This is a genomic window from Pseudomonas sp. B26(2017) (genome assembly GCF_002113045.1).
In the GTDB taxonomy this organism is placed as follows: domain Bacteria; phylum Pseudomonadota; class Gammaproteobacteria; order Pseudomonadales; family Pseudomonadaceae; genus Aquipseudomonas.
In genome coordinates, this window is record NZ_NEJJ01000008.1 from 26,318 (window position 1) to 47,005 (window position 20,688).

Here is a 20,688-nt window from a genome sequence, read left to right on the forward strand (position 1 = left end):
CAGCAATCGCGTTACAACACCAGGTGCGGTAACCACAGCGACAGCGCCGGAACGTAGGTCACCAGCATCAGCACCAGGAACAGCACGGCGTAGAACGGCAGCAGCGCCTTCACCGTGCTTTCGATACTGACCTTGCCCACCGCCGAACCCACGAACAGCACCGCTCCCACGGGCGGTGTTATCAGGCCGATACCGAGGTTGACCAGCATGATCATGCCGAACTGCACCGGATCGACGCCGATACCGAGAATCACCGGCATCAGGATCGGTGTGAGGATCAGAATCAGCGGTGCCATGTCCATCACGGTGCCGAGCAACAGCAGCATGACGTTGATGCACATCAGGATCACGTAGCGGTTATCGGACAGGGTCAGGAACAGCGTGGTGATCTTCGCCGGGATCTGCATCAGGGTCATGATGTAGCCGAAACTGGCGGCGAAACCGATCAGAATCATCACGATGGAAATGGTGCGTACCGTGCGGTGCATCAGTTTCGGCAGTTCACTCCATTTGTAGTCGCGGTAGATGAACATGGTGACGAAAAACGACCACAGCACGGCAATGGCCGCCGACTCGGTGGCCGTGAAGATCCCCGACAGAATCCCGCCGAGAATGATCACCATCGCCATCAGGCCCCACAACGCTTCGCCGCAAATTTTCAGGGCTTCGCGCAGCGGGATCACTTCGCCCTTGGGGTATTCGCGTTTGCGCGCAAAAATCAGGCACAACACCATCAGGCACGCGCTCATCAGCAGGCCCGGCACCACGCCGGCCATGAACAGCGAAGCAATGGAAACGGTGCCGCCGGCGGCCAGCGAGTAGAGCACCGAGTTGTGACTGGGCGGGGTCAGCAGAGCCTGTACCGAACCGCTGACGGTGACCGCTGTAGAGAATTCCCGAGGGTAGCCTTTGCGCTCCATTTCCGGGATCAGCACCGAACCCACCGATGCGGTGTCGGCCACCGACGAGCCGGAAATCGCGCCGAAAAAGGTCGAGGCCATGATGTTGACCAGCGACAGGCCACCACGCACGAAACCCACCAGGACCCCGGCAAACGCCACCAGCCGCCGCGACATGCCGCCCTCGGCCATGATCGCTCCGGCGAGCACGAAGAACGGAATCGCCAGCAGCGAGAATTTGTTCACCCCGCCCGCCACCTGAATCATCAAGGCCTGGAACGGAATGTCGATCCACCAAGCGCCGATCAGCGCCGACAACCCGAGCGCGTAGGCAACCGGCATGCCGATCAGGATCAGTGCGATAAAACTGCCCAGCAGAATCAATGCGTCCATCAGGCAGCCCCTTCGTTTTCTTCAACCAGGTCGAATCGCACCACGCGGCGGTTGCTTTGATCGCCGAGCAACAGTTTTTCCAGTACGAAAATCAGCGTCAGCGCACCGCCAATCGGGATCGGCATGTAGGTGATGCCGACCCGCAACGTCGGCAGGGCGCTCATGAACTGGTTCCAGGTCGACAGGCACAACTTCGTGCCCCAGATCGTCATGAACAGGCAGATGGTGCCCATGAGTACCTGTGAAACGATGCTCATGGTTCGGCGCATATTCGGTTGCAGGCGGTCGGTGACCATCGCCACCGCCATGTGTGCGCCGGCGCGGTAGCTGGCGGCCGCGCCGATGAACGTGAAGACCATCATCAGCAGGATGGCGGCAGGCTCCGGCCAGCTCGAGCCGGTGCCGAGCACGTAACGGGCGAACACGCCCCAGGGGATGATCAGAGCAATGGTCAGCACCGACAGACCGGCGACCCAGATGCAGGCCATGTAGATCCGGTCATTGATGCGCAGCAGCAAATTCTTCATCGGGTTCCACCGTAACCGGGCACGCGCGGACATCAGGCGACGTCAGCGCTGCCGGGCCTTTTGCAGAGGGCTGGGAGGGTTACTGAACGGCTTCGATGCGCTTGATCAGGTCGGCGTAGGGGGCGCCGTATTTCTCGCGGATCGAGGCGGTGGCCTCGTAGAAGGGTTTCTTGTCGACGGTGATGAACTCTACGCCGGCCGCCTTGAGTTTTTCCTCACTGCTGACGGACTTGGCGTCCCACAGCGTGCGCTCCTGAGCCTGCGCAGCCTTGGCGGCTTTCTTCACCAGCGTCTGCTGATCGGGGGTGAGTCTGTCCCAGGTGATTTTTGACATCACGATGGGCTCGGGCAGGATCAGGTGCCCGGTCAGGCTGTAAAACTTGGCGTTCTGGTAGTGGTTGTGTTCGAGCAGGGTGGGTGGATTGTTTTCCGCGCCATCGATGACGCCGGTCTGCAGGGCACTGAAGATTTCGCCGGTGTCCATGGCGATCCCGTTGCCGCCCATGGCATTGATGGTTTCGATGAACATCGGATTGCCCTGCACGCGGATTTTCATGCCCTTGAGGTCTGCCAGGCTGCGCAACGGTTTCTTGGTGTAGATGTTGCGCGTGCCGCCGTCCATCCACGCCAGGGCGACGAGGTTGAATTCCGATTGAGTGATCTTGTCGAGGATCTCGTCACCGATTTCACCGTCGATGATCTTGCGCATGTGCGCCTGGTCACGGAACACGAACGGCATATTGAACACGTTTACGTCCGGTACCACCGGGCCGACGATGCCGAGGCTGACGCGGGCCATCTGGATGGCACCGACCTGGGCCTGTTCGACCACTTCCTTTTCCGAGCCGAGTACGCCGCCAGGGAACATCTTGAAGGTCAGCTTGCCGTCACTTTCGGCGACCAGGGTCTTGCCCAATTGTTCTTCGGCGACCACGGTCGGATAACCGGCGGGGTGGATGTCGGCGAATTTGATTTCCAGTGCCTGGGCCGCGCTGCCGAAGGTGAGCGCGAGGGGCAGGGCGGCGGCGAGCAACGTGCGTTTGAAGTCCATGAGGGGTTCTCCAGTCTTGTTGTTTTTGTGTTCAAGGCACAGCGATGCAGCGGGGGCGGTTACAGCAGGTCATCGAAGATTGGCTCCGGCAAGCCTTTGACGCCGGGGTTGAGGGCGAACACCCCGCCGGCCAGGGAGTGTGGATCCTGGTCGTCGCCGGGGCGGATCGAGGTCACGAACAAGGTATCCATCCGGCTTCCGCCAAAGGCGCACATGGTGGGTTTTTTCACCGGCACCTGCAGCGAGCGGTCGAGGCGACCTTCGGGGGTGAACCGGTGGATCAGGCCGACGTCGTTGGCGCAGATCCAGTAACAACCCTCGGCATCCACCGCCGCGCCGTCAGGGCGGCCGTAATAATGATGCATGTCCACGAACACCCGTCGATTGGAGGGGGTGCCTGTCTCGGTGTCGTAATCGAAAGCCCAGATCAGTTGCACGCTCGGGTGCGAATCCGACAGGTACAGGGTTTTGCCATCCGGGCTGAAGCCCAGACCATTGGGCACGATGAAGCCATCAAGCTGCGCTTCGATCACGCCCGTCTGACCGGCAGCGTAGCGATAGAGCCGGCCCTCGGGCAGATTCAGGCCCATGTTCAGCACCATGCTGCCGGCCCAGAACCGGCCCTGCCGGTCGCAGCGGCCGTCGTTCAGGCGCATGTCCTGGCGGCTGTGCTCGACCGGAGCGAGCAGGTCGCTGTCGAGGCTGCCATCGCCGTGCGGCTGCAAGTGGAAGAACCCGCTCTCCATGCCGGCCACCCAGCCGCCCCTGCTGTGTCGCGCGATGCAGGCGAGCATTTCGGGAGCCTTCCAAGCGTGGACGTGGCCCGTGTCGGCGCTCCAGCGTTGCAGTCCACCGTTGGGGATATCGACCCAGTAGAGCGCATTTTCCTGCGGCACCCACACCGGGCTTTCACCCACCGCGTTGCGGGTGTCGACGATCATTTCGGCTTGCATACTCATTCCCTTGGTTTTATTGGAGACGTCAATCGCGCCGGTCAGTCGCCAAAAGGGCCGGCCGCAACGAAGGCTCCGCCCTGATAGATCCGCGCCGGGTCATCGTTGGCGGGCATCGGCTGCGCCTCGACTTTTTCGCGAAACACTTCAGACGTGTCTTTGGCCGCGAAACCGAGGTGGCTGGCGAAGCGGTTGTCCCACCACACCTCCTTGTTGGCGGACATGCCATAGACCACGGTGTGGCCGACGTCGGGGGTGTACAGCGAACGTTCCAGCAATTGGGTGAGGTCATCGAAGCTCAGCCAGGTGTGCATCATTCGGCGGTTCTGCGGTTCGGGAAACGACGAGCCGATGCGGATGCTGACGGTTTCGATGCCATAGCGATCGAAGTAGAAACTGGCCATGTCTTCGCCGTAGGACTTGGACAGACCGTAATAGCCGTCGGGACGGCGAGCAGAGCTGGCGTCGAGGCGCTCATCCTGTTTGTAAAAGCCGATGACATGGTTGGAGCTGGCGAAGATCACCCGTTTGACGCCGTGGCGGCGTGCCGCTTCATAGAGGTGGAACACGCCACAGATATTGGCACCGAGGATTTCTTCGAAGGGGCGCTCCACTGAAACGCCACCGAAATGCAGGATCGCATCCACGCCTTCGACCAGTTGATGCACGGCGGTTTTGTCGGCGAGGTCGCAGAGCACGATTTCTTCCCGGTCATCGATGGCCGGGGCGAGGGCGGCGATGTCCGACAGGCGCAGCACGTTGGCATACGGGCGCAGGCGTTCACGCAAGACTTTGCCCAGGCCACCGGCGGCGCCGGTCAGCAGCAGGCGATTGAACGGAGTTGGGGCGGTGGAGGTGGGCGTCATGGCAATCCCTTACGCGTTGTTATTAGGGTTGTTGTAGGTTGTCGTATGACTGCGCTGAAGTATCGGTAGGGTTTCCGGAACTTGTCAACGCGACTTTCGGTGTAAGTGACAGAAGGCGGATGCACTCTCCGTTCACGCCATGCCGCTGTTTACAACAACGAAATCGGGTAACTGATGAAGATCCGGTTCTCATCGAATTCATTGGTGCTGAAGTCCCGGCGAATCGTCGCGTTGCGCCATTTGACGTTGAGATTCTTCAGCGGACCGCTCTGAACGGTGTAGGCCAGTTCCGACTCGCGACCCCATTCCTTGCCATCGGTGATGGTGCCGGTGTGCACGTTGTCACCGCTGATGTAGCGGTTCATCAACGTCAGCCCGGGGACGCCGAGAACAACGAAGTTGTAGTCGTGGCGAATCTGCCAGGAGCGCTCCTTCGCGTTGTCGTAACTGGCGTTGTAGCTGTCGTTGGCCAGAGTGCCGCCACTGGTGCCGTTGACGCGCATCCAGGCATCGTCGCCACTGAGCTTTTGCAGGCCTATGTAGAACGTGTTGCCGCCGTACCTGGCCGAAAGCAGGGCGAACGCGGTTTTGTTGTCGAGATCGCCGGCCTGAGCGCTGCCGTCTTCCTTGCCGGTGAAAAAGCCGAGGTTGGCGCCCAGTGTCCAGTCGCCCAGGGGCTGGCTGTGGCTGAGGTTGAAATACTGCTGCTGGTAGATGTCGCTGAGTTCGGCGTACCACACACCGACAAGCGTGCGTTTGTCGTTGAAGGTGTATTCGCCGCCGCCGAAGTTGAAGCGGTCGGAGGTAAATGCGCCTCGGCCGTTCATCGACATGTCTTCCATGCTTGCATCGTTGCGCGGACTGTTGCCGCGGAACTGGCCGCCGTAAAGGGTCAAGCCATTGATTTCGGTAGACGTGACCTGGCCACCGCGAAAGGTCTGCGGCAGGGAGCGGCCATCGTCCGAGCGCAGGATGGGCAGCACCGGCATCCATTCACCGACCTTCAATTCGGTCTTCGACACTTTGGCCTTGAGCGCCACGCCCAGGCGCCCGAAATTGTCCGCCGGGCGGCCATCATCGTGGATCGGCAATAACTGCGTACCTCCGGTACCTTTGCCGCCATCGAGTTTCTGCGAGTACAGCCCCAGTACATCCAGGCCAAAGCCGACAGTGCCCTGCGTGAAGCCGGATTTGGCGTCGAGAATGAAGTTCTGTGTCCACTCTTCAGCCTTGCCTTGCGGATAGTCCGGGTTGACGAAATTGCGATTGAAGTAGGCGTTACGCAGGTTCAGCGTGGCTTTGCTGTCTTCGATGAAGCCCTCGGCATCGGCGCTCATCGGCAAGATGAGGGCCAGACCGCTGCAGCCGATCAAACTCAGGGTGGAACGCGGGCGGGGGACAGAAAAACGGGACGTGCGGACGGAATTGCGGACGAGTGTGCTCACTGTGACGCTCCCTGTTTCGTTTGTTGTTTTTATTATTTGTTATACGTCGTCGTACAACATGGTTGCGGATATTTGCGAGGTTTTCCGGAAATGTCAACAGGGCGTTGTACGATGACTTTGCGTGAGCGGGCAGCCCTCCAAACGCTGTGAAGAGGGCTGCTTTCGACCGTTTTTACTGGTTGTAGAGCGCTTCAGTGTTATCGATCAGTGGGTTTTTTTCGGTCAGCACGATTTGCGCGATCTGATCCTTACGCATGAAACTCACCTTCGGATGCGATTGGGCGTACCGGATAAAACGCTCCATGGCCTCGACCATCGCCGGCGTGCCGCCGATCCGGTCGTGCAGACTCACCGACATCATCCGCCGCTTGCTCGCGCCTTCGGCGTAGAGGTGATCGAATTCCAGCACCAGTTGCTGGTAGAACTGCTCGGCGGAGAAGTGCCGACCTTCGACCAGCACGATGTCGTTGTTGCGCAGGGTGTACGGCACTACGGCGAATTTGCGCCCGCGAACCATCGTCACGAACGGCTCGTCACGGCTGACATCGTCGATGTGATAGGTGAAGTTCAGGTCCTGCAACACCTTCAGCGTATTGGGGCTGCGCCGTAGCCAGTTGGCGTTGTAGCCGACCGAGCGCTGGCCGGTGATTTTTTCCACCGCCGCGGCACCGTCGCCGATGAATTGTTTTTCCTGGGCGTAATTCATGTTGTACGAATCGGCCCAGCGCATGCCGTGGGCCGCCAGCTCATGACCGCGCTCGGCGATCGCCTTGGCCAGTTCCGGGTGCTTGAGCGCCGCTTCGCCGACCACGTGGGAAGTGACTTTGATACCGGTGCGATCCCACAGATCGAGCATGCGCCACAGACCTTCCTTGTAGCCGTAATCGAACCAGGTCTGGGCCGGCAGATCCGGGTAGCCTTTCGGCAGTGGTGTACCGGAGAACGGACTTTCAGCGCCTTCGGGCTGGCCGCCGGTTTCGAATTGCATCGACACCGAAATCACCAGTTGCGAGCCATCCGGCCATGGGCGTTCCTGAGCGAAGGCGAGGGCGGGCAACAACAGCGCGGCGGCCAGCAGGTTTTTCAGCAGACGGGGGGAGCGTTGCGAGCGGGGAGTGGTCATATCGGGCACCTTGCAGGTTGAGAAGTGCTGCAAGGTTGGCATCCGCTACGCTTGGGAAAAATCGGCTGCGGGCGAGATGTCTTTTAAACAGAATTTACGAATCCACCCAAAATCCCTTCGTGGCAGCGAGCTCCCACAGTGGATAGGTGTTTGGCCAGGATTTGCGGCACACTTAAGCGACTACCAGACAAGGCCTTTCAATGGATCAATACGCCCCGCGCAACTGGCAGCCGCACGAGAAGCCCAGTCTGCCCGGTTCCCCTTCGACGCCGCTGCACTCCAACCCCAAGCGCCTGGCCTATGCGCTGGTCGGGTTGCTGGTGGCATTGACCGGCGGGTTGGGCAATTCGCTGGTGGTCGCCAACCTGCCTTATCTGCAAGGCGCGCTCGGGGCGACCACGGCGGAGATGGCCTGGCTGCCGGCGGCGTATGTGATGACCAACGTATCGATGAACCTGCTGCTGGTGAAGTTTCGCCAGCAGTTCGGTTTGCGGGCGTTCACCGAGGTGTTTCTGGTGCTGTACGCGCTGGTGACCTTCGGCCATCTGTTCGTCAATGACCTGAATTCGGCGGTCGCTGTGCGTGCGGCCCACGGCATGGTCGGTGCGGCGCTCAGTTCGCTGGGCCTGTATTACATGGTGCAGGCGTTCCCGGCCAAATGGCGGATGAAGGCGCTGGTGCTGGGGCTTGGCACTTCGCAACTGGCTTTGCCGCTGGCACGACTGTTTTCCGAGGATCTGTTGCAGATCGCCGAATGGCGTGGTCTGTACCTGTTCGAATTGGGCATGGCGCTGCTGTCGCTGGGTTGCGTGTTGATGCTCAAGCTGCCGCCGGGTGACCGGTTCAAGACCTTCGAGCCTCTCGATTTCCTCACCTTCGCGATCCTTGCCAGTGGCGTGGCGCTGCTGTGTGCCGTGTTGTCCCTGGGCAGGATCGACTGGTGGCTGGAAGCCGACTGGATCGGCATCGCCCTGGCCGCTTCAATTGTCCTGATTCTCGCGGGGCTGGCGATCGAACATAACCGCAGCAACCCGATGTTGATGACCCGCTGGCTCGGCAGTGGGGTGATGATCCGCCTGGCGCTGGCGGTGATCCTGATTCGCATGGTTATCTCGGAGCAGTCCACCGGCGCCGTGGGCTTCATGCAAAACCTGAACATGAGCAGCCAGCAGCTTCATAGCCTGTACGTGGTGATGCTGATCGGCAGCGTCGCGGGGCTGTTGACCAGCGCGCTGACCATCGACCCGAAACACCTGCTGATGCCGCTGATCGTCTCGCTGGCGTTGATGGCCACCGGCTCGATCATGGACAGCTCATCGAACAACCTGACCCGCCCCGGCAACCTGTATTTCAGCCAGTTCCTGCTGGCGTTCGGCAGTACGTTCTTCCTCGGCCCGACCATGGTGCTGGGTACGCGCAACGTGCTGACCAATCCGCGCAACCTTGTGAGTTTTTCGGTGTTGTTCGGGATCTGCAACAACCTCGGTGGCCTGATCGGCGCAGCGTTGCTGGGGACGTTCCAGATCGTGCGCGAGAAATTTCATTCCAGCCACATCGTCGAGCAACTGGTAATGTCCGACCCGCGCGTCGCCGCCCGGGTTCAGAGCGGCGGTTCGGCGGTCGGTTCCGTGATTGCCGACCCAAGCCTGCGCAACCTGCAAGGCATTCGCAGCCTGGCCAACGCGGCCACCCGCGAAGCCAACGTGCTGGCCTATAACGATGTGTTCATGCTGATCGCGGTGATCGCGATTCTGACCATGATCTGGATTTCCATCCGTGCGCTGTGGCTGATCAGCACCACCAGAACCGTCGCCCCGACACCTTCCGTACCTTCCAGCGGTGCCACTTCTTCATGACCGAACCGACTACCACGACCACCAATGCCATCGCCGCCACCCCTGAAGGCGTGGCGCCACCGTCATCACCGAACACCGAGCCGCGCTCGTTGCGGGTGCGGATCATCTCGTCGCTGGGCTTCGCCGCGATTGCCATCGTCGGTGTGTTGATCGTGCTGTATGCCTGGCAGTTGCCGCCGTTCAGCAGCGCGGTCGAGACCACCGAAAACGCCCTGGTGCGCGGGCAGGTGACGATCATCGGGCCGCAGCTCAGTGGTTACGTGTTCGAGGTGCCGGTGCAGGACTTCCAGTTTGTGAAGGCGGGCGATTTGCTGGTGCGCCTCGATGACCGGATCTATCAGCAGCGTCTGGATCAGTCGCTGGCGCAGCTGGCGGTGCAAAAGGCCTCGCTGGCCAACGTGGTGCAGCAGCGCAACAGCGCCGAAGCCACGATCAAGCTGCGGCAGGCGGTGGTGGCCGATAGCGAGGCGCAGCTGCGTAAAAGCGAGGCGGATCTGCGGCGCAACAAGGCGTTGGTCAATGACGGCTCCGTGTCCAGGCGCGAGATGGACGTGGCGCTGGCCGCCAACGCGCAGAGCATTGCGGCGCTGGCGCAGGCCAAGGCCAATCTGGAAATCGCCCGGCAGGATCTGCAAACGGTGATCGTCAATCGCGGCTCTCTGGAAGCGGCGGTGGCCAGTGCCGAAGCGGCGGTGCAACTGGCGCGGATCGACTTGTCCAACACGCGGATCATCGCTCCGCGTGACGGTCAGCTCGGGCAGATTGGCGTGCGTCTGGGCGCTTACGTCAACTCCGGGGCGCAGTTGATGGCGCTGGTGCCGGATCAAAAATGGGTGATCGCCAACATGAAGGAAACCCAGATGGATAACGTGCGGGTCGGGCAACCGGTGAGCTTCACCGTCGATGCGCTGAACCACCGCAAATTCACCGGCCACGTGCAGCACATCTCGCCGGGCACCGGTTCCGAATTCGCGTTGTTGCAGGCCGATAACGCCACCGGCAACTTCGTGAAAATCGCCCAGCGGGTGCCGGTGCGCATCACCATCGATCCGGATCAGCAGGAGAGCGAACGCTTGCGGCCGGGGATGTCGGTGGTGGTCAGCATTGACACGGCGGCGGGCGACACCCAGAAACACTGACCTCAGGCGGCGATCATCGGCGGCAGGGTGCCAAGCACCGAAACCGCCGCCACGGCGCCGATCCCCAGCAGCCATTCGAGCATGACGCTGCGCTTGAGGGTGTCGATCCGCTGTTCGCAGTCAAGGATGCGCAAGCGGTTGAACAGCGCCAGCCCCAACATCCCGAGCACCAGCAAGGCTTTGATCAGCAGGATCAGGGCAAATCCCGAGAACAGCGGCGTCGGCCACCACTGGCCGGTGAGGACGCGCACATTGATCAAACCGGTGATCAGCAGACCGGCAACCAACACGTAGCCGACCCCGCTGAAGCGCTGCAAGACGTAGCGCACCGTTTCGCCGGACTGGCGCAGGATCATCACCAGCATCAACAGCCCGCCGAGCCAGGCGCCGACGCAGGTCAGATGGATCACTTGATTGAGGATCAACATCTGGCCGCTGAAACCGTCGAGCATCGCCCCGTGTCCGACCGGTGCCAGCGTCATCAGCAGCAGCGCACTCAGGCCCAGCGGCAACGGCCGGTTCGAACGCCACGGCGTAAACAGCACCGCCAGCAGCAAGGCATTGACCAACAGATGCCAGCGCCAGACCTGGCCGAAAAATGTATGACCGAGGACCAGCTCGACAGTGGCCGGATCAAACGCCGCAGCCGCCGAACCGGCCATGCTGGCGGTAATCAGCAACGCCCAGCCAACGCCGCTAACCAGCGCGATCGCCACCAGCCAACGAGCCAGCCGCGCCAGATGCCGGTCCAGTGCCGGCGCTTCACCCTTGAGCAGCAGCGGCCTGAACAGCCAAGCCCCGAACAGCATCAACACCACGATGAAATGCAGGAACCGGCACAGCACCAGCGCTTCACTCATGAATTACTGGCCAACCTTGAACTGATAGGCGCCTTCGCTCTTGTGCGTGTCGACCGACACCGCGTGCCATTCGACCTTGTATTCGCCCGCGGTCAGCGGTGCTTCGGGGGTGACGATCAGGGTTTTCTTGTCGCCTTCGGTGGTCAGCGGTTTGACCGCCACCGGCTTGCCGTCGTGGGTCACGGTGACTTTGGTGAAGCTGGCTTCGACGCCTTCGGAAAACACCAGACGCAGATCCGCCGGTGCCGCGACGGTGCTGTCGGCGGCCGGGGTCTGACTTTTCAGATGGGCGTGGGCGAAAGCCTGAGAAGTGACAATCAGCGAAGCCAGCAGCGCGCCAGCGGTGAACAGGTTTTTCATCGACATGGAAAGATTCCCTTCAGTGAAATGGCGGGCTGAGTATAGAACCTGGATCACAAGGCTTTCAGGCGCATGTGAATGACCGGAAACGGCCGGCCTTCGCCGTCGAGTGCCGAGCGGCCGATGTCTTCGAATCCGTAGTGCTGGTAGAAGCCGTGGGCCTGCGGGTTCTGTTCGTTGACATCGACCTTCAGCAGCGGGCGGCGGACATGGTCGAGCAAGCGCCGGCCGATCCCCTGACCACGCTGAGCCGGGTCGATGAACAGCATCTGCACGGTGTCGTCGTCGGTGGCGATGAAGCCTGCCGGGGAGTGGTCGGGGTTCTCGAAAACCTGCACGTCCAGGGCTGGCAGGTAGGTGTCACGCACCAGCGGGAACAGCCGGTGGATGTCGTCTTCCGGGAGGAAATCGTGGGTGGCGCGGACCGAGCGCTCCCATAGCGCGGCGAGTTGCGGATCATCCGCAGCGATGCGCTTTCGAATGGTCATGGACAGGATCCTTCAGTGTCTGACGGGAAGAAGGAGGGCGATCCTAAACCAGAAAAAAGCCCAAGTGTGTGAAGAATCGTTCTCGGCTGTCGCCCCTTGCCCAGAGCGGATGCTAGTCTTCAACAACGTTGTCTTCAGGGAGCCCTCATGGGCAATCACAAGATCGAAATCCGCCGCACCAACGTCGACAAGATTCTGCTGGCAGCGGAAAAAGTCTTCGCCGAAAAAGGTTTCGGTGGCACCGCCATGGCGGACATCGCTGCTGAAGTACAGCTGCCGCGATCCAACCTGCATTACTACTTTTCAACCAAGAGCGAGTTGTACAGCGCCGTGCTGTTCGACCTGCTGGAAGTGTGGAAGCAGGACGCGCTGTGCTTCGAGATGTTCGACGATCCGCGCGTGGTGCTCAGCAGCTACATCCGCGCCAAGATGAACCACTCGCGCAGCCGGCCCTACGGCTCGAAAGTCTGGGCCAACGAAATCATTCACGGCGCCCCGACCCTTGGCGAGGCGCTGGATGTGAGCCTGTATGACTGGGCAAAGATGAAAGAGGCGAAGATCCGGCAGTGGGTCGAGGACAAGCGGATTCTACCGGTGGAACCGTCGAGCCTGCTGTACATGATCTGGGCGTCGACCCAGCACTATGCCGACTTTGATCATCAGGTGAATATCCTGAATGAGCATCAGCCGTTGTCGGACATGCAGTTCGAGCGGGCGGTACAGACGGTGACCAGCGTGATTTTGCGGGGGATTGGATTGGAGCCGTAACTGATCGTTCCCACGCTCTGCGTGGGAATGCCTCAAGGGACGCTCCGCGTTCCAGTGGGACGCAGAGCGTCCCGGGCTGCATTCCCACGCGGAGCGTGGGAACGATCTTCCAGCGTGGGAACGATCATTCAAGGGCTGACGTGATACGGGTTCCTCGGATCATGATTCCAGTCCAGAAACGGTTTGCCCGTCTCCATCGGCACCATCTCGATGCAGTTCGCCACCGGGCAGGTGATCTGGCACAGATTGCACCCCACACACTCATCATCGATGACTTCATATTTATGCGTGCCATCGGCCTGTTTCAGACTGCTGATCGCCTGATGTGACGTGTCCTCGCAGGCAATGTGGCAACGCCCGCAACCGATGCACGCCTCCTGGTCGATCTTCGCGATGACCTGATAGTTGATGTCCAGGTACTTCCAATCAGTCGTGTTGCCCACCGCACGCCCGGAGAACTCGGCGATGCTGGCGTAACCCTGACTGTCCATCCACCGCGACAAGCCATCCTTCATTTCATCGACAATCCGGAAACCATGCAGCATCGCCGCCGTGCACACCTGCACCGCGCCGCTGCCCAAGGCGATGAACTCCGCTGCATCACGCCAGCTGCCAATGCCGCCGATGCCGCAGATCGGCAAGCCCTGGGTCTGCGGATCACGGGCGATTTCCGCGACCATGTTCAGCGCGATCGGTTTGACCGCCGAGCCGCAATAACCGCCGTGGGTGCTTTTGCTGCCGACGGTGGGCAGGGCGACCATGTGTTCCAGATCGACGCTGGTAATCGAGTTGATGGTGTTGATCAGCGACACCGCATCGGCACCACCTCGGTGTGCGGCGCGGGCGGCGACGCGGATGTCGGTGATGTTTGGCGTCAGTTTGACGATCACCGGCAGCGAGCAATAGGTCTTGCACCAGCGCGTGACCTGCTCGACGTACTCCGGCACCTGACCGACCGCCGCGCCCATCCCGCGTTCGGGCATGCCATGGGGGCAACCGAAATTCAGCTCGATGCCATCGGCGCCGGTGGCTTCCACCAGCGGCAGGATGTGTTTCCACGACTCTTCGACGCAGGGCACCATCAGCGACACGATCAGCGCGCGATCCGGCCAGTCCTTTTTCACCTGGGTGATTTCCCGCAGGTTGATCTCCAGCGAGCGGTCGGTGATCAGTTCGATGTTGTTGATACCCAGCACTTCGCGGTTGTTGCCGTAATGCGCCGAGTAGCGCGAGGACACGTTGACCGCCGCCGGGTCTTCACCCAGGGTTTTCCAGACCACGCCGCCCCAGCCGGCCTCGAAGGCGCGCACCACGTTGTAGGCCTTGTCGGTCGGCGGCGCGGAGGCCAGCCAGAACGGATTGGGGGCTTTGATTCCGGCGAAGACAATCGAGAGATCGGCCATTTACGCAGCCTCCACGTTGAGCATCAGTTGAGCGTTGATCGCCTCGGCAGCGCGTTTGCCGTGTTGCACCGCTTGCACGGTCAGGTCCTGATCGAGGCTGGTGCAGTCGCCGCCGGCGTACACACCGGGAATGCTGGTGCGCAGGTTTTCATCGACCTGAATCCGTTCTCCCTGACGTTTCAGCTCACGGGCCAGCGGGTCGGCGAGGGCGCTGCCGTCGAAAGCCTGACCGATGGCTTTGAAGATGGCATCGGCGGCCAGTTCGAAAGTCTCGCCGGTGGTTTGCAGGCGACCTTCCACCAGATGGGTGCGGGCGAAGCGCATACCGCGCACCTTGCCTTGAGCATCGAGCAGCACTTCGTCCGGTTGCGCCCAGGTCAGCAACCGCACCTGATTGGCCTTGGCGATGTCCTGCTCATGGCCGGTGGCGCCCATGTCCGCCGCGCCACGGCGATAGACCAGATTGACGTCGCGCGCACCGAGACGGGCCATTTGCACGGCCATGTCGATGGCGGTGTTGCCGGCGCCGAGGACAATGCAGTGTTCGGCCAGCGGCAGTTGCGACAGGTCATCGGCCTGGCGCAGCTCGCGGATGTAGTCGGTGGCGGCGAGCAGGCCGGGGGCGTCTTCGTGGGCCAGGCCGAGTTGCTTGCTGGCGTTGAGGCCAAGGCCGAGGAACACCGCGTCGAATTGCTGATGCAGTTCGCTCAAGGTCAGGTTTTCACCGAGTTTCTGGCCATGGCGGATTTCGATGCCGCCGATTTGCAGGAGGAAATCCAGCTCCTTCTGTGCGTAGTCGTCGACCAGTTTGTACTTGGCGATCCCGTATTCGTTGAGGCCGCCGGCCTTCTCCCTGGCTTCGAAAATCACCACATCATGCCCGTGCATGGCGCTGCGATGCGCGCAGGACAAACCCGCCGGGCCGGCACCGACCACGGCGATGCGTTTGCCGGTGGCGGCGGCGCGCTGGAACGGGTGCTCGGTGAAGTGCGCGTTGTCCACGGCGTAGCGTTGCAGCAGGCCGATCAGCACCGGCGCGCACTCGTGAGCATTGTTGCGCACGCAGGCTTGCTGGCAGAGGATTTCGGTCGGGCAGACCCGGGCGCAACTGCCGCCGAGGATGTTTGCCGAGAGGATTTTCTGCGCCGCACCCTGCACGTTGTCCTGATGGATATTGCGGATGAACGACGGGATGTCGATTTCGCTCGGGCACGCATTCACGCATGGTGCGTCGTAGCAATACAGGCAGCGCGAGGCTTCCAGATGCGCCTGACGGTCGTTGAGCGGCGGCGCCAGATCGCTGAAATGGCCGGCGAGGGCGGCCGCACTTTCGTGCGGATGCGGGAGATGGTTCAGGGTCTCGATCACGGTTTTTGCCTCACGGTTATTTGAGGTTTTCTGCCTCTGTCGGGCAGTGGTTTTGTGTGTTGTGTTTGATCGTTCCCACGCAGAGCGTGGGAACGATCATCGGCAATCAGGGAATCAGCGCTTGACGGCCACAGGCCTATGCAACTCAGCCCGCTTGCTCAGCAAACCAAACACCGCCGGATACGCCGGACGCTCGATATACCGGCCCGCCCCGCGCTCGGCGCGCAGGTCGCCATCGGCCCAGACCACTTTCCCCTGGCTGACGGTATGGCTCGGCACGCCTGTTACGGTCTTGCCTTCGAAGATGTTGAAGTCCACCTGCTGATGGTGGGTCTTGGCGGAGATGGTGCGGGTGCCTTGCGGATCCCACAGCACCAGGTCGGCATCGGCGCCGACGCGGATCGCGCCTTTGCGCGGGTAGAGGTTGAAGATCTTGGCGGTGTGGGTGGAGGTGAGGGCGACGAAGTCCTGCATCGACAACCGCCCGGTGTTCACCCCTTCATCCCACAACACCGCCATGCGGTCTTCGATGCCTGCGGTACCGTTGGGGATCTTGCTGAAATCGTCGCGGCCGGCGGCTTTCTGCTCGGCGCAGAAACAGCAATGGTCGGTGGCGGTGGTGTGCAGATTGCCGCTCTGCAAACCCTGCCAAAGCGCATCCTGATGCCCGCGCGGGCGGAACGGCGGGCTCATCACGTAACCGGCGGCGGTCTGCCAGTCCGGGTGCTGGTAGACGCTGTCGTCCAGCAGCAGGTGCCCGGCCAGCACTTCGCCGTAGACCGGTTGACCCTTGCTGCGGGCATAGGTGATTTCGTCGAGGGCTTCTTTGGTCGAGACGTGCACCAGGTACAGCGGCGTGCCGATGGTTTCAGCAATTCGGATCGCGCGGCTCGCGGCTTCGCCTTCAACCTGCGACGGACGTGACAGTGGGTGCGCTTCCGGCCCGGTGATGCCCTGGGCCATCAACTTGCGTTGCAGGTGATAGACCAGCTCGCCGTTTTCCGCATGCACGGTCGGCACCGCGCCGAGTTCCAGACAACGCTCGAAGCTCGCCACCAGCGTGTCGTCGGCGGCCATGATCGCGTTCTTGTAAGCCATGAAATGCTTGAAGCTGTTGATCCCGTGATGGCTGACCAGCTCGGCCATTTCCTCGCGGACCTGCTCGCTCCACCAAGTGATCGCGACGTGGAAGCCGTAGTCGGACGCGGACTTTTCCGCCCAGCCACGCCACTGGTGAAACGCTTCGAGCAGCGATTGCTGCGGATTGGGAATCACGAAATCGATGATTGAGGTGGTGCCACCGGCCAGTCCTGCGGCAGTGCCGCTGTAGAAGTCTTCGCTGGCCACGGTGCCCATGAACGGGAGTTGCATGTGGGTGTGCGGATCGATGCCGCCGGGCATCAGGAATTGACCGCTGCCATCGAGCACTTCGGCGCCGGCGGGAATATCCAGGTTTTCACCAATGGCTTTGATCACGCCGTCAGCGCAATAGACATCGGCGCGGTAACTTTCATCATGGGTAACAACGGTGGCGCCACGGATCAACAGAGACATTCCGAGTTCCTCGCAGGCATGACCGACTTGTGCCGGTTCTAGATGTTTTATTGTTTGCAGCGTGAAATGCGTAATCTTGTCAGCGCTGTCAGGAATAGACGCTAGTCGCAGTTCTGCAATTGATCAAGATTATTTTTTATAAGCTTATGTATGTTTTAACTTGCTGAAAAATAACGATAAAAATGAAAAATCACCAAAATGGTGAGGCGCTTCACCATTTTGACGCACTTGACAGGTTGGAAATATGAGCAAGATTTCCTATGTGAAATCAGCCGCTTGAAGTTGAGCTGCGGGTGATGCGTTCTGAAGAAAAATATTGCAGTGCACCAGATTGAGTCCTGACAGTTCGGACAACTTGCCTGGCATTTGGCCTGAGTGTTCAGTCAAGTTTTCGCGGCCTCACCCGGTGAATAATTAAAACTGTTAAACATCAGTAAGTTGCAGGAAATAGAAAGCACGGCCCTGGCGCCAGGCGGTTCCCCCGGCACGTTTATTGATGCCGCCGCTGACACCATGGCCGGTGCATGAAAGTTGTCAGTTCCTCCGGCCATCGTCCGGCTCGCACCCGCGTGTGCAGCCGCCTGATGAGCAAAAAATAATCAGAAGAACAGTGGAGCGGCCATGCAACAGAACAGATCGCAAGTTACCGAGCGCGACGGCTTGTTCGAACTCGAAGCCGGCAGCGACGTCCTCGACAGTCCCCGTTACAACCACGACATGGCACCGACCAGGGTGCGCGAACGAACCTGGAACAAATGGCACATCACCGCGCTGTGGGTCGGCATGTCGATCTGCGTGCCGACCTACACTTTGGGCGGCGTGCTCACCGCCTATTTCGGTTTGACCGTCGGCGAGGCGCTGCTGGCGATTCTGTTCGCCAACATCATCGTCCTCATCCCGCTGACGCTGAATGCGTTTCCCGGCACCAAATACGGCATTCCGTTTCCGGTGCTGCTGCGCTCGTCGTTCGGGATCCTCGGTTCCAACGTGCCGTGCCTGATCCGCGCGCTGGTGGCCTGCGGCTGGTTCGGCATCCAGACCATGTTCGGCGGGCTGGCGATTCATCTGTTTCTCGGCTCGGTGTTCGAGGGCTGGAAATCCCTCGGCGGGACGGGGGAGGTGATCGGTTTCATGATCTTCTGGACGCTGAACCTCTGGGTGGTGATCCGTGGCGCCGAGTCGATCAAGTGGCTGGAAACCCTGTCGGCGCCGCTGCTGGTGGCGGTCGGTATCGGGTTGCTGGTGTGGGCCATGCCGAATGTGTCGATGACTGAACTGCTGGCGATTCCGCCGAAGCGTCCCGAAGGCGCGAGCGTGGTCAGTTACTTCGCTGCGGGACTGACGGCGATGGTCGGTTTCTGGGCCACATTGTCGTTGAACATTCCCGATTTCAGCCGCTATGCCCGCAGCCAGAAGGATCAGATCCTCGGGCAGATTTTCGGCCTGCCGCTGACCATGTTCCTGTTCGCCGCGCTGGGCGTGGTGATGACTGCGGCATCGGTGAAACTGGTGGGCGTCAGCGTTTCCGATCCGGTGACTCTGATCGGCCATATCCAGAGCCCGGTGTGGGTCGCGGTAGCCATGGCGCTGATCATCATCGCCACGCTGTCGACCAACACCGCCGCCAATATCGTTTCGCCGACCAACGACTTCCAGAACATTGCGCCCAAGGTGATCAACCGCACAAAAGCGGTGATCCTCACCGGGTTCGTCGGGCTCGCGTTGATGGGGCATGAACTGCTGAAAAAGCTGGGTCTGATCGTCTCCGATGTCAGCCTGGAAACCGTGTATTCGAACTGGCTGCTGGGCTATTCCAGCCTGCTCGGGCCGATTGCCGGGATCATGGTGGTCGACTATTTCCTGATCAAGAAACAGCAACTGGACCTGGCCGGCCTGTATCGCGACGACGTGTACCCGGCGTGGAACTGGTCCGGGTTCATCGCGTTCGGCGTGCCGGTGGCGCTGACCCTGCTGTCGCTGGGCAGCAGCGCATTCAGCTGGTTCTACAGCTACGGCTGGTTCACCGGCTCGGCGCTGGGCGGGTTGATCTATTACGGGTTGTGCGCGATGCGTACGACGCCTTCGGTAGTGAAATCACCGGTATAGCAGATGATCGTTCCCACGCTCTGCGTGGGAATGCAGCCCGGGACGCTCTGCGTCCCCAAAGCGGACGCAGAGCGTCCATGGATGAATTCCCACGCAAACGGTTCGACGCCTGGACGTGGGAACTATCGATAAGAAAACTGCCTGAGGAGATCCCCATGAACGCAGCCGTAGACGTTCTGCAATCGACCCATCAGCACATCAACCGCGATCGCCTGTGGGCGTCGCTCATGGAGCTGGCGAAGCTCGGCGCCACGGTCAAGGGCGGGGTCTGTCGCCTGGCCCTGACCGACCTCGACCGTCAGGCCCGCGACTTGTTCGTGCAGTGGTGCAAGGACGCCGGTTGCAGCGTCACGATCGATGAAGTCGGCAACATCTTCGCCCGTCGGCCCGGTCGCAATCCGAACCTGCCGCCGGTGATGACCGGCAGTCACATCGACACCCAGCCCACCGGCGGCAAGTTCGACGGTTGCTTCGGCGTGCTGGCGGGGGTCGAAGTGTTGCGCACCCTCAACGACCTTGGCGTGGAAACCGAGGCGCCGCTGGAAGTGGTGGTCTGGACCAACGAAGAAGGCTCGCGTTTCGCCCCGTGCATGATGGGCTCCGGGGTGTTCGCGGAAAAATTCACCCTCGAAGAAACCCTGGCCAAAGTCGATGCCGACGGCGTTACGGTCGGCGAAGCGCTGAACGCCATTGGCTACGCCGGGTCACGCAAGGTCAGCGGACACAAGGTCGGTGCCTATTTCGAGGCGCACATCGAGCAAGGTCCGATCCTTGAGGATGAACAAAAAACCATCGGCGTAGTGCTCGGCGCACTGGGGCAGAAGTGGTTCGACCTGAAACTGCGCGGCGTCGAAGCCCACGCCGGTCCGACCCCGATGCACCTGCGCAAGGATGCTCTGGTCGGCGCCTCGGTCATCGTCGGCGCGGTCAATCGCGCGGCCCTCGGCCATCAACCCCACGCCTGCGGCACGGTCGGTTGCCTGCAAGCCTATCCCGGCTCTCGCAACGTGATTCCCGGCGAAGTGCGCATGACCCTCGACTTCCGGCATCTTGAACCGGCGCGCCTCGACTCGATGATCGCCGAGGTCAAGCAAGTCATCGAAACCACCTGCGAAGAACACGGCCTGACCTATGAACTGACCCCGACCGCCGACTTCCCGCCGCTTTATTTCGAAAAAGGTTGCGTCGAAGCCGTGCGCGGCGCAGCCAAGGGGCTGGGCCTGTCGCACATGGACATCGTCAGCGGCGCCGGCCACGACGCGATTTTCCTCGCCGAACTCGGTCCGGCCGGGATGATCTTCGTGCCGTGCGAAGGCGGCATCAGCCACAACGAAATCGAAAACGCCGCGCCGGATGATCTGGCAGCCGGTTGTGCGGTGTTGTTGCGGGCGATGCTGGCGGCTTCGGCGGCGGTGGCAAAAGGACAACGGGCGGTGTAAACACAGTGCGCTGGATGAATCGGCACAACATTCAATAGCCAGGCAAGGTTTTACCTGTGGGAGCGATTTTGCTCCCACAGATTCGGTACA

Annotated in this window: 18 protein-coding genes; 5 read left to right on the forward strand and 13 right to left on the reverse strand. The window is 61.1% G+C overall.

Translation table 11 applies throughout. From position 1 onward, the window contains the following. Window positions 1–11: 11 nt before the first annotated feature. From CAF79_RS13365 to CAF79_RS13395, 7 genes are all read right to left on the reverse strand, one after another. The gene (locus CAF79_RS13365) at window positions 12–1,292 is read right to left on the reverse strand and encodes a TRAP transporter large permease (RefSeq protein WP_085687555.1); all 1,281 of its coding nucleotides are present in this window, start codon (window positions 1,290–1,292) and stop codon (window positions 12–14) included. Beyond that, window positions 1,292–1,819, reverse strand: coding sequence for a TRAP transporter small permease (locus tag CAF79_RS13370; RefSeq protein ID WP_085698147.1), 528 nt, complete (start codon window positions 1,817–1,819; stop codon window positions 1,292–1,294). The genes CAF79_RS13365 and CAF79_RS13370 overlap by 1 nt, the downstream gene beginning before the upstream one ends. Window positions 1,820–1,898: 79 nt before the next feature. Next, window positions 1,899–2,870: a TRAP transporter substrate-binding protein gene (locus tag CAF79_RS13375; RefSeq protein ID WP_085698148.1), complete on the reverse strand. Its 972-nt coding sequence runs from the start codon at window positions 2,868–2,870 to the stop codon at window positions 1,899–1,901. A 59-nt stretch (window positions 2,871–2,929) separates the two neighbouring features. Then, window positions 2,930–3,823: an SMP-30/gluconolactonase/LRE family protein gene (locus CAF79_RS13380; protein ID WP_085698149.1), complete on the reverse strand. Its 894-nt coding sequence runs from the start codon at window positions 3,821–3,823 to the stop codon at window positions 2,930–2,932. Between the two features lie 41 nt (window positions 3,824–3,864). After that, window positions 3,865–4,689 (reverse strand): NAD(P)-dependent oxidoreductase, encoded by an 825-nt coding sequence (locus CAF79_RS13385; RefSeq protein WP_085698150.1) that lies wholly within the window; start codon window positions 4,687–4,689, stop codon window positions 3,865–3,867. Window positions 4,690–4,838: 149 nt separating this feature from the next. After that, window positions 4,839–6,134: an OprD family porin gene (locus tag CAF79_RS13390; protein ID WP_085698151.1), complete on the reverse strand. Its 1,296-nt coding sequence runs from the start codon at window positions 6,132–6,134 to the stop codon at window positions 4,839–4,841. A gap of 172 nt (window positions 6,135–6,306) precedes the next feature. Beyond that, the gene (locus CAF79_RS13395) at window positions 6,307–7,257 is read right to left on the reverse strand and encodes a polysaccharide deacetylase family protein (RefSeq protein ID WP_085698152.1); all 951 of its coding nucleotides are present in this window, start codon (window positions 7,255–7,257) and stop codon (window positions 6,307–6,309) included. Window positions 7,258–7,457: 200 nt separating this feature from the next. On the opposite strand from CAF79_RS13395, the gene CAF79_RS13400 reads away from it, so the two are divergent. Both CAF79_RS13400 and CAF79_RS13405 read left to right on the forward strand, forming a co-directional pair. Continuing rightward, on the forward strand, window positions 7,458–9,113 hold the full coding sequence (locus CAF79_RS13400; protein WP_085687569.1) for an MFS transporter: 1,656 nt from the start codon (window positions 7,458–7,460) through the stop codon (window positions 9,111–9,113). Continuing rightward, window positions 9,110–10,252 carry an HlyD family secretion protein gene (locus CAF79_RS13405; protein WP_085698153.1) on the forward strand — a complete coding sequence of 381 codons (1,143 nt, stop codon included), beginning with the start codon at window positions 9,110–9,112 and terminating at the stop codon, window positions 10,250–10,252. The genes CAF79_RS13400 and CAF79_RS13405 overlap by 4 nt, the downstream gene beginning before the upstream one ends. Before the next feature lie 2 nt (window positions 10,253–10,254). Here CAF79_RS13405 and copD read toward each other — a convergent pair whose 3' ends face one another. The 3 genes from copD to CAF79_RS13420 are packed head-to-tail and all read right to left on the reverse strand — an operon-like array spanning window position 10,255 to window position 11,960. Continuing rightward, window positions 10,255–11,112 carry a copper homeostasis membrane protein CopD gene (copD, locus tag CAF79_RS13410; RefSeq protein ID WP_085698154.1) on the reverse strand — a complete coding sequence of 286 codons (858 nt, stop codon included), beginning with the start codon at window positions 11,110–11,112 and terminating at the stop codon, window positions 10,255–10,257. Between the two features lie 3 nt (window positions 11,113–11,115). Next, on the reverse strand, window positions 11,116–11,478 hold the full coding sequence (copC, locus tag CAF79_RS13415; protein WP_085698155.1) for a copper homeostasis periplasmic binding protein CopC: 363 nt from the start codon (window positions 11,476–11,478) through the stop codon (window positions 11,116–11,118). A 47-nt stretch (window positions 11,479–11,525) separates the two neighbouring features. Beyond that, window positions 11,526–11,960 carry a GNAT family N-acetyltransferase gene (locus CAF79_RS13420; RefSeq protein WP_085698156.1) on the reverse strand — a complete coding sequence of 145 codons (435 nt, stop codon included), beginning with the start codon at window positions 11,958–11,960 and terminating at the stop codon, window positions 11,526–11,528. A gap of 147 nt (window positions 11,961–12,107) precedes the next feature. Between CAF79_RS13420 and CAF79_RS13425 the strand changes: the two genes are divergently transcribed. Then, complete coding sequence (locus CAF79_RS13425) at window positions 12,108–12,728, forward strand: TetR/AcrR family transcriptional regulator (protein ID WP_007952885.1); 621 nt, start codon at window positions 12,108–12,110, stop codon at window positions 12,726–12,728. 128 nt (window positions 12,729–12,856) lie between these two features. On the opposite strand, the gene preA is transcribed toward CAF79_RS13425, so the two are convergent. From preA to hydA, 3 genes are all read right to left on the reverse strand, one after another. Beyond that, window positions 12,857–14,131: an NAD-dependent dihydropyrimidine dehydrogenase subunit PreA gene (preA, locus tag CAF79_RS13430; RefSeq protein ID WP_085698157.1), complete on the reverse strand. Its 1,275-nt coding sequence runs from the start codon at window positions 14,129–14,131 to the stop codon at window positions 12,857–12,859. Beyond that, window positions 14,132–15,499 carry an NAD(P)-dependent oxidoreductase gene (locus tag CAF79_RS13435; protein WP_085698158.1) on the reverse strand — a complete coding sequence of 456 codons (1,368 nt, stop codon included), beginning with the start codon at window positions 15,497–15,499 and terminating at the stop codon, window positions 14,132–14,134. A 114-nt stretch (window positions 15,500–15,613) separates the two neighbouring features. After that, window positions 15,614–17,053 (reverse strand): dihydropyrimidinase, encoded by a 1,440-nt coding sequence (gene hydA / locus CAF79_RS13440; RefSeq protein ID WP_085698159.1) that lies wholly within the window; start codon window positions 17,051–17,053, stop codon window positions 15,614–15,616. A 621-nt stretch (window positions 17,054–17,674) separates the two neighbouring features. Between hydA and CAF79_RS13445 the strand changes: the two genes are divergently transcribed. Beyond that, window positions 17,675–19,159 carry an NCS1 family nucleobase:cation symporter-1 gene (locus CAF79_RS13445; RefSeq protein ID WP_085698160.1) on the forward strand — a complete coding sequence of 495 codons (1,485 nt, stop codon included), beginning with the start codon at window positions 17,675–17,677 and terminating at the stop codon, window positions 19,157–19,159. A gap of 155 nt (window positions 19,160–19,314) precedes the next feature. Continuing rightward, window positions 19,315–20,598 carry a Zn-dependent hydrolase gene (locus tag CAF79_RS13455; RefSeq protein WP_085698162.1) on the forward strand — a complete coding sequence of 428 codons (1,284 nt, stop codon included), beginning with the start codon at window positions 19,315–19,317 and terminating at the stop codon, window positions 20,596–20,598. Window positions 20,599–20,688: the final 90 nt, after the last annotated feature.